The 13539-nt window shown below is 34.2% G+C and carries 11 protein-coding genes and 1 pseudogene; 8 read left to right on the forward strand and 4 right to left on the reverse strand.

Annotation, left to right across the window (positions count from 1 at the left end):
- Positions 1 to 239 precede the first annotated feature (239 nt).
- Positions 240 to 1598, reverse strand: coding sequence for a serine hydrolase domain-containing protein (locus D5R40_RS24380; protein WP_124147308.1), 1359 nt, complete (start codon positions 1596 to 1598; stop codon positions 240 to 242).
- 443 nt (positions 1599 to 2041) lie between these two features.
- On the opposite strand from D5R40_RS24380, the gene D5R40_RS24385 reads away from it, so the two are divergent.
- Entirely contained in the window at positions 2042 to 2374 is a 333-nt protein-coding gene (locus tag D5R40_RS24385; RefSeq protein ID WP_124147309.1) for a hypothetical protein, read from the forward strand.
- Positions 2375 to 2650: 276 nt separating this feature from the next.
- On the opposite strand, the gene D5R40_RS35975 is transcribed toward D5R40_RS24385, so the two are convergent.
- Positions 2651 to 2818, reverse strand: a complete 168-nt coding sequence (locus D5R40_RS35975; protein ID WP_205127688.1) for a hypothetical protein — start codon at positions 2816 to 2818, stop codon at positions 2651 to 2653.
- On the opposite strand from D5R40_RS35975, the gene D5R40_RS24390 reads away from it, so the two are divergent.
- Complete coding sequence (locus D5R40_RS24390; RefSeq protein WP_240039177.1) at positions 2793 to 3806, forward strand: three-Cys-motif partner protein TcmP; 1014 nt, start codon at positions 2793 to 2795, stop codon at positions 3804 to 3806. The genes D5R40_RS35975 and D5R40_RS24390 overlap by 26 nt on opposite strands.
- Positions 3807 to 3810: 4 nt before the next feature.
- On the opposite strand, the gene D5R40_RS24395 is transcribed toward D5R40_RS24390, so the two are convergent.
- The gene (locus D5R40_RS24395; protein ID WP_124147311.1) at positions 3811 to 4572 is read right to left on the reverse strand and encodes a DUF5131 family protein; all 762 of its coding nucleotides are present in this window, start codon (positions 4570 to 4572) and stop codon (positions 3811 to 3813) included.
- 254 nt (positions 4573 to 4826) lie between these two features.
- Here D5R40_RS24395 and D5R40_RS24400 point away from each other — a divergent pair, with 254 nt between their 5' ends.
- The 5 genes and pseudogenes from D5R40_RS24400 (at position 4827) to clpP (ending at position 10801) form a co-directional block, all read left to right on the forward strand.
- The gene (locus D5R40_RS24400; RefSeq protein ID WP_124155343.1) at positions 4827 to 5927 is read left to right on the forward strand and encodes an acyltransferase family protein; all 1101 of its coding nucleotides are present in this window, start codon (positions 4827 to 4829) and stop codon (positions 5925 to 5927) included.
- A gap of 155 nt (positions 5928 to 6082) precedes the next feature.
- The gene (locus tag D5R40_RS24405; RefSeq protein WP_192901213.1) at positions 6083 to 6931 is read left to right on the forward strand and encodes a GNAT family N-acetyltransferase; all 849 of its coding nucleotides are present in this window, start codon (positions 6083 to 6085) and stop codon (positions 6929 to 6931) included.
- A gap of 1229 nt (positions 6932 to 8160) precedes the next feature.
- Positions 8161 to 8667 (forward strand): annotated as a pseudogene (locus tag D5R40_RS40020) (ATP-grasp domain-containing protein).
- Positions 8579 to 8896, forward strand: a complete 318-nt coding sequence (locus D5R40_RS38055) for a hypothetical protein (protein ID WP_205127540.1) — start codon at positions 8579 to 8581, stop codon at positions 8894 to 8896. Before D5R40_RS40020 ends, D5R40_RS38055 begins: the two are co-directional and overlap by 89 nt.
- 1317 nt (positions 8897 to 10213) lie before the next feature.
- Positions 10214 to 10801: an ATP-dependent Clp endopeptidase proteolytic subunit ClpP gene (gene clpP, locus D5R40_RS24415; RefSeq protein WP_124147314.1), complete on the forward strand. Its 588-nt coding sequence runs from the start codon at positions 10214 to 10216 to the stop codon at positions 10799 to 10801.
- A gap of 139 nt (positions 10802 to 10940) precedes the next feature.
- On the opposite strand, the gene D5R40_RS40025 is transcribed toward clpP, so the two are convergent.
- Positions 10941 to 12158: a slr1353 family protein gene (locus D5R40_RS40025; RefSeq protein WP_124147315.1), complete on the reverse strand. Its 1218-nt coding sequence runs from the start codon at positions 12156 to 12158 to the stop codon at positions 10941 to 10943.
- 204 nt (positions 12159 to 12362) lie between these two features.
- Here D5R40_RS40025 and D5R40_RS24425 point away from each other — a divergent pair, with 204 nt between their 5' ends.
- The gene (locus tag D5R40_RS24425; protein WP_124155344.1) at positions 12363 to 13532 is read left to right on the forward strand and encodes an RNA-guided endonuclease InsQ/TnpB family protein; all 1170 of its coding nucleotides are present in this window, start codon (positions 12363 to 12365) and stop codon (positions 13530 to 13532) included.
- Positions 13533 to 13539: the final 7 nt, after the last annotated feature.

Genomic DNA, 13539 nt, shown 5'->3' on the forward strand with positions numbered 1-13539 from the left:
TTTCTTTGTGGGTTTAATACCCCACCGTCTACACGGTGTTCAAAATTACTTGGGGTGAGAATCCCCATGTAATTTTCCTCCTGTCTCCTGTCTCCTGTCTCCTGTCTCCTTCTTCAACTAGTGATAATCAAATCAACACTTCCCCATAAAAGGGAGAATATCTGTAGTAAATCTTCTAGTAAATATTCCGGTATTAGGAATTACCAATTATTTATCATCCCATAAATATCAAATGCCAGTTATTTGTTCATTTTTTCCTTAATTACCTCAGCTTGATAAGCACGAGTTTCAAAAGTATCAGCTAATTCCCAAATAGAAGGATAGACTTGACTCATAATAATACCAATCATTTCTTTTTCTGGATCGGCAAAATAATTAGTCCCAAATAAACCTCCCCCTCTAAAACTACCGACAGAACTAAGTGTAGTAGAAAGTTCAGGGTTATCCTTAACTTCAAACCCATTAGTATATTTATAACCCACACTTATAGGACGATCTTTAAATCGATCTGCAGGACGAATAGAGAGAAATGTTTCAATGGTTTCTTGATTAGCTATTTTTACCATTTGCTGCCCATCTTTACTCTTTAAATTTCCCCCATTAAGTAGCATTTGCAAAAAACGAGCAAAGTCATTAGGAGTAGAAACTAAACCAGCACCTCCTGAAAAATAAGTATCTCCTGTAAGATAAGGATAAGCTTCATCAATAAATAAACCAGGTTTTAATTCTCTAGTTTTCTCACCTATAGACTCTAAATTTCCATTGGCATTTGGAGTATAAGTAACTGCCAAACGATTTAATTTATTTTTAGTCACAAAAAACCCAGTATCATCCATTTCTAAAGGAGTAAAAATTCGCTCTGCCAAAAACTGATCAAAAGGTTTTTGGGAAACAACTTCTATTAGATAACCCAAAACATCTGAGTTAAGACCATAAAGATAATCTGTACCTGGTTCAAAAGCTAGAGGAACTTTGCTTAAACGATTTACCATTTCGCCAATAGTTCCTGAAGTGGTTGAAAGACCATCAGAAATATTAGCAGCTTGTAATAAGGGAAATAAAATTGGTTGATTCTGGAAATTATAGGATATTCCCGAAGTATGATTGAGTAATTGCTCAATGGTAATCTGATTTTTTGCAGGGGTGGTAGTATAATCATTTCCACTTCCCGAATTACCTCGTACTAGAACTTCCATATTAGCGAAAGAGGGAATATATTTAGAAACCGGATCAGTTAATTTTATAGACCCATCTTCAGCCAATAAATAAGTAGCAAAACCAGTGACAATTTTAGTTTGAGAAGCCATCCGAAAAATATTATTTTCTACCATTGGAATTTTTTTTTCCAGATTGCTAAACCCAAAAGTTTGACGATAAGCTATCTTGCCATCTTTGACAATTAAACCTACTGCACCAGCAATTTTTCCAGTGTCTACAAAGTTTTGAATATCTTCTGTTAAAGCATTGAGTTTGACTGCAGAAAGTCCTACTAACTCTGGGTTATCTACTGTAGTAAAACCCTGAACTTTTACTACCAGCGGCAGATTAATCAAAGCTGATATTATTACGATTAATAAGAATATTTTGAGCTTGTTCATATTTTAAAGGAAGAAAAATACGTTCCTGTCAAGTAAGCATTTCCTGAGGAATGCTGCGCAAACAGCCGTCAACTATGAGTTATTAACTCGTTATCTTGGAAGGAGGAATTACTATCCAAGCAGAATTAAAACTTATAAAAAAAAGGTGTCAGCTAACCTTACAGGAAAAGCTGAATGCTGAATGCTAATAGCTGAATACTTACCCTGTAAAAACTGAGAAAATATTTTCTATATACTACTACAATTAATAATTATATCTTCATCTCAGCATTAAGCTATAAATATGATCTAAATATCCCATGATTTGATATTTTAAATAACATTAACAATAAGAGTAAAGCAAAATTACCTAATCTGTTGAATATTAAAAAAAGACAAAGAGATAGGGAAAGCCCCCCAAAAAAACTTATCTTAAACAAAACTAATTAAAAACAGTCCTGATCATGGCAAAAATTACTCACAAAGAAGTATTCGACCTCCTAATCAAAGAAGTTCTTGAAGCTTACCCACATGTGGAAAATAAGTTGGATTTTGTATCTAAAGATATTTTAGAGCATCTTCTCTCTAATAGCGATGGAGTGAGAGAAAGATTGCGTAAAGGTTCTTTTACAAAAGATGATGGTGAAATTAATGAAACCGAAGCTTTTTTACTCACCTGGGTGGATGAAATATGGGATGTAGAAAATGGTAACCAAGGGTTATATGAAAAATTTATCTCTGAATTAAATGGAACACCACAGGAGTTTGATTTATATGACAAAGAGGTACCTCAATAAGGTGATTTAAGTTGTGGCTAAACAAACAAATCTAGAAAGCATTTAGTCGTCAGCTATCAGCTATAGAAATCCTAAATGATTTGTGCAAAAAAATGGTCTCCAAATCCAAGGGAAAATCGGATTTGGAGAGCAAACCGCTACGATAAAATGTTACAACCTATTCAGGATTGCTATATCAAACAAAGGAATTTATTGTTCAAGAATATTCGAGTGGAAATATTGTCTGGGTTTAACAAAAACTTAATTTTACCAATAAGAACAATATCTAAATAAGTATTAAAATAGAGCGATAATTACTAGATATTTTAAAGTGTAGGAATATGACAAATAATTCTTTTTTTTTGATGAATCTAGAGAAACATCTTTAGTTAAAGCTGAAATTGTAGCTAAATATTTTTGGGCTTGGGCAAAAGTCATAATACCACAAGCTAAAAAATGGGGCAAAGATATTGCATATATCGATCTATTTTCTGGGCCTGGTCGTTATCAAGATGGTTCTAAATCTACACCATTACTAATTTTAGAACGTGCTATTGCTGATGAAGATATGCGAGAGAGATTAATTACTATTTTTAACGATAAAAACTCTGATAATACAGATTCACTTCAGCAAGCAATAAACTCTCTCGAAAATATAGAAACATTAAAATATCAACCACGAATTTTCAATACGGAAGTAGGAGAAGAAGTTGTTCAAGCATTTCAACAAATTAGTTTAGTACCTACACTATTTTTTATCGATCCGTGGGGTTATAAAGGTATATCTCGTGAACTAATAGGTTCAGTAATTAAAGATTGGGGTTGTGATTGTATATTCTTCTTTAATTACAACAGAATAAATATGGGATTAGGAAATCAGGCAGTAGAAAAACACATGAAAGCCTTGTTTAGTGAACAGAGATTTAATCAGCTTAAAAAAGAACTTAAAGAAATGCAGCCATACGAAAGAGAATTAAATATCATTGAAAATATATCTCAAGAACTGAAAAATATTGGTAGCGGATATGTCTTACCTTTTTGCTTTAAAAATGTTGAAGGAACTAGAACTAGCCATCATCTTATTTTCATATCAAAGCATATTCGAGGATACTCAATTATGAAAGAAATTATGGCTAAGGAAAGTTCATCTTCTGAACAAGGTGTACCAATTTTTGAGTATAATCCTGCAACAAAATATCAACCTTTACTTTTTGAACTATCCCGACCACTTGATGAGTTGGAAAATATGCTTTTAAATGAATTTTCGGGTCAGACAATTACAATGATAGATATCTATAATCAACATCATGTAGGCAAACGATATATCAAAAAAAATTACAAAGATGCTCTAATAAAATTAGAAACTAAAAGTCAGATTATTGCAGAACCATCTAAGCGTAAAAAAAATACATTTGGAGATAAAGTAAAAGTTATATTCCCATCGAAACATTAATCTTTTATTTTCTGGATTTACGCTTAGATTCTACCTTGTATATTCTCCATTTTTTTTGATGCTTATTCCACAGTTCCGGCATTTCATCCCAAACTTTTCCATCTAAAATTCTGCCTGAAGCTTTAGGAGTTCTACCTCCCCATTGTTTAAAGAAAAAAGCTACATTAGCAGCCTGACATTGTTCATAAATATTTTTTACCCATTCCTCTTTCATCGGACGATATTTATTGCCAGATTCACCACCTACAATTACCCAATCAATACCTGTTAAATTAAGTTCTAAATCACCTAAAAGTGGTTCACAAGAAAGGAATTTTACATTAGCAGGTACTTGTCGTAAATAATCTACACGATGAACATAATTTTGACTTTCCACTGACACACCCATCCAAATATTTTCATGCCATTCTAATTGAGGTGCTACATCAACTAAACGTTCATGTCTTTTCGTCAAAATTTGATAAATGTGCCTGGGTGTTTTGCTAATTATTTCAAAGACTTGTTTTATGAAAGAAATAGGCACATCTTCGTGGAAAATATCGCTCATTGAATTAACAAAAATCCGGCTAGGAGTACGCCAACTTAAAGGTTGTTTCAAACGCTCAGGATGAAGTTTCAAAGCAAACCCTTCAGGAAAATTATTAGTAAAACGTTTTGTAATTGTTTCTGCATAACAATGAGTGCAACCAGGACTAACCTTATCACAACCTGTGGCAGGATTCCAAGTCCTGTCCGTCCATTCAATGCCAGTTTTATTGCTAGCCATAGTTAAATTTACCTTCTCAAAAAAGAATAATTATTAAGGTCTAAGTTATTGACTTAAATATTTTTTTATTACTTACTAAAGTATACCTTTCCTTGAAGGATAAATCAACCTATTTATCTAGCAATATGAAAACTGAAAATTATCTCAATAAAAAATATAATACTTACTGAATATAAATAATAAAATAGTTGGTATTGCCAAGAATAATCAAAACAAGGTAGTATAATTTCCTACTATAAAAACCGAAATAAAAAATGCGCCTAAAATCTCTAGATGTATTTCGTGGCATTACAATTGCCAGTATGATTATTGTTAATAATCCTGGTAGTTGGAATTATGTTTATTCACCCTTACTTCACGCAAAATGGCATGGCTGTACACCCACAGATTTAGTATTTCCCTTCTTCTTATTTATCGTAGGTGTAGCAATGACTTTTTCTCTGTCAAAATACACCGATAAAAACCAAACAACTACACAAATTTATCGGCGAATTTTGCAGCGATGCCTCATACTTTTCCTCTTAGGTTTACTACTAAACGGCTTTCCTAATTACGACTTAGCTAATATTAGAATTATGGGAGTATTGCAACGTATTAGTTTAGCCTACCTCCTTGCAGCGATCGCCATCCTTAACCTTTCGAGAAAACAACTTTATGGACTTGCCGCTATATTACTAATTGGATATTGGATAGCCATGCAATTAATATCCGTTCCCGGTTATGGCGCTGGCGACCTTTCCCCAGAAGGAAATCTTGCTGCTTATATCGATCGCCTTATTCTTACCCAACAACATTTGTGGGCCGGAAAACCATACGACCCAGAAGGTCTATTTAGCACTTTAGCTGCTATAGTAACCGTTTTGATTGGTTACTTTGCAGGGGAATGGCTCAACCATCAACCAATCAAAAGTCGCACTAGCTTAAATCTGGTCATTTTCGGTCTTAGCTGTTTAGTAGTGGGGTATATCTGGGGACTATTTTTTCCCATCAATAAAGCTTTATGGACAAGTTCTTATGTAATATTTACCTGCGGATGGGCTTTAATTTTACTGGCCGCTTGTTATGAAGCGATCGAAGTCCAAGGTTGGCAAAAATGGGGACGGCCATTTGAGGTGATGGGATTAAATGCCATTTTTATATTTGTAGCCTCTGGATTTTTGGCTAGACTAATGATTTATAACAAAATTAGTATGGTTGAAAGTTCTCCTACTATTAAGACATGGATATATGAACAATTTTTTCAATCTTGGGCTGGTTCATTTAATGGTTCTTTGATTTTTGCTATTGTGAATGTATTATTTTGGTGGGGAATTTCTGAATTTATGTATCGTCGAGGTTGGTTTCTTAAGGTTTAACTAAATGCAGCATTCCGTCTCCAAAAATTTAGGATTCAAATAGAGTATAAAAGTTTTTGATAAATGGTATTAGTCAGGTATTCAATATGATTGAATGCTCTAACTGTAGCTTATTTAAAAAAGTTTAAATTGAGATATTTTAGGTAAATTTGAAAATGAGTATTAACCAAGATAATTTTATAGTTCGTCCAATGACTCTAGCTGACTTAAAATTAGCTATAAGTTGGGCAGATAATGAAGGATGGAATCCTGGAATTGATGATGTTAATAATTTTTATGTGGCTGACCCTCAAGGTTTTTTAATTGGAGAATTAAACGGGGAACCAATAAGTTGTATTTCTGTAGTTAGATATAGTCAAAACTTTAATTTTATTGGTATTTATATTGTCAAACCTGAATGGAGAAAAAAAGGATTTGGCTTAAAAACTTGGCAGGAAGCTTTCAAGTTAATTAATCATCAATCTGCTGCTTTAGATGGTGTTTTGGAACAAGTTAATACTTACCGTAAATCTGGCTTTAAAACTTCTCATAGTCATCTGCGTTATCAGGGAATAATTCCTGGTGAAATATCTCAAGATGTCAAAGACTTAAAGACTATTAATTTTGAGAAACTTTGTAGTTATGATCGCCTTTATTTTCCTGCCGACCGTCCTAATTTTCTCAAAGCATGGATTAATCAATCAAATGGTAAAGGTTATGGAATAATTAATGATGGAAATTTAGTTGGTTATGGTGTTATTAGAAAAGCCAAAGAAGGATTTAAGATAGGTCCTATATTTGCCGAAAACCAAGAAATAGCAGAAAAGTTATTTTTAGCTTTGTGTAGTTATTCGGATAATCAAAATGTTTATATTGATGTTCCTAATATTAATCAACAAGCTATTAATTTAGTTGAAAATTATCAAATGCAATCTGTTTTTGAATGTGTCAGAATGTATTCCGGTCGAGAACCAAATATTGATTGGACAAATATTTTTGGTGTGACTAGCTTAGAGTTAGGATAAACTTTCAAAATGATTTGATAGGGTCATTTCAGTTATCAGTTAGCCTCCTCCGGAGGTACTGCGTTAACAGTACCTCTGGAATAAGGAGGCTTGATATCAGGAATATTCTCTTTTTTTATCCCCTTAAAAGGCAATGCTTTATAAACATCTTTCTTCACATAAAACGTAGACATTATAGACAAATTATGTACAAGTCTTTCAAAGGTTTTTGTGAGAGAAAAAGTGTATGAAAAAGTACATTTTTTTTGATAACTTAAGTAGTTTTTCCTATCTACTATGATTCTTTCTCCCTTCTCCCCTGCTCCCTGCTCCCCTGCTCCCCACAAGGTTTTCAGGAGTTCCTGATCAGGGATAGCTTAAAAGGGGAGACTTTAGACCACAATTTTTCGGTAATGAAGCTGATAGTTGAAAGGTTAACACTAAATGTGTACCTTTTTTTTCTCACAAAAAGCTACAAATATCGGTAGTAGATTGAAGAAGGAGACAGGAGACAGGAGACAGGAGACAGGAGGAAAATTACATGGGGATTCTAACCCCAAGTAATTTTGAACACCCCCGTTGACGGTGGGGTATTAAACCCACAAAGAAAATGATAAATTTTTCACATGAGATAGTTAAACAATTAGATAATCAAACTATTTACACTACCTCTGAAAATTCCTATTATTGGATATCAAAACATTTACATTTCAGTGAGATTCCTGAAAAAATAGAGCTATTTAAGAATAAGTATAAATTCCGGAAACTAACAAAATCAATCTTTCCCAACTTCTACTTCAGAGAGATACCTACAAAAGACCTCAAAAGAATTGAATTTGATCAAATTCCACTACCATTTATACTCAAACCAATAACTGGCTTTTTTAGCATGGGAGTTTATAAAGTTTCCAGTTATACCAATTTTATAAATGTTTGCTACAAATAGCTAGGATATTTCTTATAGCAATGAGCGCTAGTATATTTACAAATTGCAGGAAAGGCCAAATAGCTAAAAGTCTTATATTATCAGCAATTTATTCCCCCAGATGAGCTGTTGCCTGTTGCCTGTTGCCTGCGCACAGCGCTATAGAAGTCAGTCCTCAGGAGTGAGGAGTCAGAATGAATGCCTTTAATAGAAGTTTTTAGGTCTGAATTTATCTTTTTAGTCCAAGAGACATCTCCTATAAAGTATTTTAATTGCCCCTATTATCCGTAACATTCTTTTTTCAAATTGGTATTACTCAGAATGGGTGAAAACCATCGATTTAATCACAGAGGAAATAGCTCCAACTAGAAACTTATATCCTGAATGTGTATTAAATACTAATTCATTTATCATTGAAGAGTATATTGATGGTGAATAATTTGCTGTAGATGCTTATTATAATTCCATTGGCAAACCAGTTATCCTAGGAATTTTTCAGCATATATTTTCTTCAGATAATAGTGTCAGTCAAAGAGTTTATTATTTATCCAAATAAATTATTGAAAGTAACCTTGAGGAATTGACAAATTTTCTCGAAAAAATTGGTAATTTAGCTAAAATAAAAAACTTTCCAGTACATATTGAGCTGAGAAGAAATAGTAATGGTATTTTATTACCTATTGAAGTAAATCCAATTCGATTTGGTGGTTGGTGTACTACCGCAGATTTATCTTTCTTAGCTTATGGTTTTAACCCCTACTTATATTTTTACTATCAAAAAAAAACCAGATTGGTGCAAAGTTATTCAAGAAAAAGAGGAAAAATTATTTAGTATAATTGAGTTAGATAATTCGAGTGATAAAAATGTCAGTGATATTACATCATTTAATTATGATAAATTGCTAGCAAATTTTGAAAAACTCATAGATTTAAGAAAGATAGATTACAAAGAATATCCTATCTTTGGCATCTTGTTTATAGAAACTAGAGAGGAGAATTTTCTGGAAATTAAAAACATCATAGATTCAGACCTAAGTGAATTTATCACAGTCAGTAAATAGGTTGATATATTCATAAGTTACACCAAATTTTTAACCTAGTCGATCTAGTAATATAAAAGCGGTACAAATATAATTACTGAAGAGCGAGGCATTGAGATAGTTAAACAATTAGATAATCCGAGTCTTTACCGAAAAATTGTGGTCTAAAGCCTCCCCTTTTTAAAGGGATAAAAAAAACGATAATATTCCTGATGTCAAGCCTCCTTATTGCAGGAGGTAGTGATACCGATAACTGAAATTACACTACCTCTGAAAGTTCCTATCATTTGGATGTAAAAACATTTTAAATTCACCGATATACCTGAAAAAATATAGCTATTTAAGAACAAGTATAAATTGAGGAAACTCGCAAAGTAAATCTTTCCCAACTTCTACCTTAAAGAGTTTTTTCAAGTAGAACTAAAAAGTCTTAAGCTTGACAACATTTCATATCATGTCCGCACATTATCGTTTGTGTAAACCCCAGGGTGAACATCTACAGGAAATTTAAGTTTTTTTCAGCCTTTTAAGTCTTCTTCCATCTTCCATCTTCCTTATTCCTTACCCTTACTTTACAATACTGATGCTACCGGACTTAATAGCATGAAAGTCTATAAAGTTTCCAATTATGAGGAATGGGTTAAAACCATAAATTTAATCACAGAAAAAATAACTCAAACTATCAACTTATATCCTGACTGTCTATGGAATACTAATTAATTTAGTTGTATTTCTAGCATTGATGCACTATTTTAGCTTTGTCATTGTATTATAATCTGCTGCCTAAATACTAATAAACTTGGTAGTCGTGCATTGTAATTATTTTGCTCAAGGGGAAGAACAGTAGAAGCAAGATGCTCCTATGAAGCGCCATTTTTCATCTACATATACCAATACAGTTTCCTACGGAATGCTGCGCAAACAGATAAGATAAAAATTCATAAGCTATGGAACCATTAGAGTAACTTTTGAGATTAAATAACTGCCAAAAAAATCCTTAACTTAACTATATTGCTACATATACCATCACTATGCATAACTACCATAAACTTTACCTTAATCCCCAATAAATTAGCTAAAACTTAACCATAATTGCCCTTAATATATTAATGTAAAAAAAATAATTTCAAACAAAAAAATATCTATAAATATTGTCAAAATAAGAATGAAAAGTAAAAAAAATATCCACTATTTTATCTTTGCAATTGTCTGGTTAAATTCTGCCTAAATACTAATAAACCCTACCTGACTTCCTAATAAATTTGCTAAACTTCAACCAGAATCGCTAAGATATACAAATGTCAAAAATTTTGACACTTAACTTTTGACTTAAAAAATATGATTCCAACCGTTATTGAACAATCTGGCCGTGGCGAAAGAGCCTTCGATATTTATTCTAGACTTCTACGCGATCGCATAATATATCTAGGAGAAGCCATAGATTCCGATCTGGCCAATCTAATTGTCGGCCAATTATTATATTTAGATTCAGAAGACCCAGAAAAAGATATTTATCTCTATATCAACTCCCCTGGTGGATCGGTCAGTGCAGGGATGGGTATTTATGACACCATGAGACACGTTCGCCCCGATGTCTGTACTATTTGTATGGGAATAGCCGCCAGTATGGGAGCATTTCTTCTCAGTGGAGGAACAAAAGGCAAAAGAATGAGTCTACCCCACGCTCGAATTATGATTCACCAACCATTAGGTGGAGCACAAGGTCAGGCCACAGACATTGAAATTCAAGCTAGGGAGATTTTATACCTCAAAAAATACCTGAATGACTGTTTAGCAGACCACACAGGTCAACCCATAGAAAAAATTGCAGAAGATACAGAAAGAGACTTTTTTATGTCAGCTACAGAAGCAATGGAGTACGGCTTAATTGACCAAGTTTATAACCGTAACCCCTCTAATTATTAACCAATTTTTTCTTGATTCCCACTAAATTTTTGTCTTTTTCTTTTGGGTTGAATACCCCGCCGTCTACAGGATTTTTACAACTGGTTGGGGTTTGAGTCCCCATCCATTTTTTCCTTCTTCCTTCTTCCTTCTTTCTTCTTCAAGGCATATCTAACTTTTCTAAATGTTGTAAGAAATCTTGCAATTTTTCAAAGGAAAGACGTGTACGCCCTTCCTCTCCATAGTTTTTTTTGAGATAAGTTTTTCCTTTTGTTGAATTCCAACCTAAACGTTTAATTTCATTGGTAGTTTTACCAAAAACTTCTAAATACTCCAAAAAGCTTTGTAACTCATCTACACTTAACTGTTCCAAAGATTCTTTATTATGACTATATTCTAAATAATCTTTTTGTTGTTTAAGCTTCCATCCTTGGCTTTTACTTTCCTTTGTAACCTTAAGCAAAATATCTAAATATTGATGGAAATTAAATAATTCTTCTGGTGTTAAGAATTGGCGTTTTTCTTGATGATAATTTTGTTCGAGAAAATCTCGCTCCTGTTCTTTCGTCCAGCCTAAACTATCAATCAAAATGTCTATATTAACATTTTCATTAGATACATCGTATGATGAACTTAGTGAAGAATTTTCATCATTATTATCAATTGATTGAGCTATTTCTACTGATGAATCTATAGATTCTGATGTAGTTATTTCACTATCTATATCATTATCATTTCCAGAACTTATTAATGTTTCTGTCGCCTCATCAATCTTTTCCTCCTCCTGTTCCGTACCATATTTAGTATTTAACCAACTATTATCAAAGCCACTCGAATTTTGAGTAGAATCAGGAATATCATCATAGTTAATACTAGACTCTACTATTGGTAATTCCTCTTTTTCCACCGGGGTATAAATATCTGATTCTTCCAACTCAGACGAAATAGTTGAACTATCAGGAACCTCATTAACATCTAAAGACAAAACAGTTGAACTATCAGGAATTTCATTAGTATCTAAATTCGATATTGCTGGTGGTACTTCCTCTATTTCTTTTTCTAAAGAAGTGTTTATATAAGTATTAGTCTGTGGTGTTGGAGGACTGACAGATGGAGGAGGACTAACAGATTGAGTAGGATAAAATTGAACAGAAGTTTGAGGTGTAGAAATAGATTTATCAAGTGGAAGAATAGCAAGCGATCGCTTTCTAGCTTGGTCTTCTGCCAACTCCACAGTATCAGCCGCCCCTAACCCACTGGCCAAAGTTTGACCATTGACCTGCACTAGGACACGAACCACATACTTACCATTATGGATAGTAATTAACTCAGAGATTAAGCAACCTGTGGGGTAACAAGCTCGAAAACGTTCTAACATAATTGTCTACTTAGTGAAACCTAGATCGAGTTAAAAGTCCAGTTTAGTACATTTGCCCAAAACTTCAGAGCTATTTCATTGACCAAAAAAAGCTGGTCTCAAGCCCTGTCCTAGAAGGACGGTGAACCTCAACCGGCGTTGGAGAAATCTAGCTGAATGTGTTAAAATATCAATATACCCCTCCCAAAACTAGCCTCATATATTATGATAGTCTACGAGTTTAAAGTCAAAGGAAAACTGAATCAATACCAAGGTATTGATGAGGCAATCCGGACGGGGCAATTTGTCAGAAATTCATGCTTGAGGTTCTGGATGGATAATCCAGGAGCGGGCAGGAAAGAGCTATATCGGTACAATACCGAATTGCGTGCAATGTATCCCTTCGTCAAAGATTTAAACTCCCATGCTTGTCAGGCATCTGTAAAAAGGTGCTGGTCAGCCATTGCTCAATTCTTTGAGAACTCCAACAGAAACATCCCAGGAAAGAAAGGATATCCACAGTTCAAGAAAAATACTCGCTCTGTCGAATACAAAACATCCGGTTGGAAGTTGCAAGACCCTAAACACATAGAGTTCACCGACAGAAAAGGGATTGGCAAGCTTAAACTGATGGGGACGTGGGATTTAGCATTCTATCCAGTTGAGAAGATTAAGCGGGTGCGACTGGTCAGACGAGCTGATGGCTATTATTGTCAGTTTTGTATTAGTGTAGATATCAAAGTTGAGAGTGAACAGACATTGCATAACGTCGGTTTAGATGTTGGACTCAAAGAGTTCTACACCGATTCAGAAGACAATAGAGAGCCTAACCCAAGATTCTACAGAAAAAGCGAGAAGCGAATGAAGTTCTATCAGCGTCGCGTTTCTCGTAAGCAGAAAGGCAGTACCAACCGCCAGAAAGCTATTAATAAACTGGGACGAGTACACCTCAAAATAAGTAGGCAACGTGAAGAATATGCCAAGAGACTGGCACGTTGCGTCATCCGATCTAACGATGTGGTAGCCTATGAAGACTTGAGGATTAAGAACTTGGTGAAAAACCACTGTCTCGCCAAGTGTATTAATGATGCAGGTTGGTATCAATTCAGAAAAGCGATGCAGCGCGGTCTTAGGGGTGTCCCCCATGAGCGACTGCATCAAGAATGGTTAGAGTATTTTGGGCCAAAGTTTGGCAAAGTAACGGTTGCGGTTAATCCTGCATACAGGACCCAAAAATGCTCAAATTGTGGCACCACAGTCAAAAAGTCATTATCCACTCGAACCCATATTTGTCGATGTGGATGTATTCTAGACCGCGACCACAATGCGGCCATCAATATCCTGAATTCGGCCTTAAGTACGATGGGGCACATCGGAACTTGGCTCAATGAGTAAAACGCTT

It is taken from the genome of Okeania hirsuta (assembly GCF_003838195.1).
Taxonomy (GTDB): Bacteria; Cyanobacteriota; Cyanobacteriia; order Cyanobacteriales; family Microcoleaceae; genus Okeania; species Okeania hirsuta.

Excerpts from the sequence above, each read along its gene's own strand:
- D5R40_RS24380 (WP_124147308.1), bottom strand. The coding sequence starts at position 1,598 with ATGAACAAGCTCAAAATATTCTTATTAATCGTAATAATATCAGCTTTG.
- D5R40_RS24385 (WP_124147309.1), top strand. The coding sequence starts at position 2,042 with ATGGCAAAAATTACTCACAAAGAAGTATTCGACCTCCTAATCAAAGAA.
- D5R40_RS24395 (WP_124147311.1), bottom strand. The coding sequence starts at position 4,572 with ATGGCTAGCAATAAAACTGGCATTGAATGGACGGACAGGACTTGGAAT.
- D5R40_RS24400 (WP_124155343.1), top strand. The coding sequence starts at position 4,827 with ATGCGCCTAAAATCTCTAGATGTATTTCGTGGCATTACAATTGCCAGT.
- D5R40_RS24405 (WP_192901213.1), top strand. The coding sequence starts at position 6,083 with ATGAGTATTAACCAAGATAATTTTATAGTTCGTCCAATGACTCTAGCT.
- D5R40_RS38055 (WP_205127540.1), top strand. The coding sequence starts at position 8,579 with ATGGTTTTAACCCCTACTTATATTTTTACTATCAAAAAAAAACCAGAT.
- clpP (WP_124147314.1), top strand. The coding sequence starts at position 10,214 with ATGATTCCAACCGTTATTGAACAATCTGGCCGTGGCGAAAGAGCCTTC.
- D5R40_RS40025 (WP_124147315.1), bottom strand. The coding sequence starts at position 12,158 with ATGTTAGAACGTTTTCGAGCTTGTTACCCCACAGGTTGCTTAATCTCT.
- D5R40_RS24425 (WP_124155344.1), top strand. The coding sequence starts at position 12,363 with ATGATAGTCTACGAGTTTAAAGTCAAAGGAAAACTGAATCAATACCAA.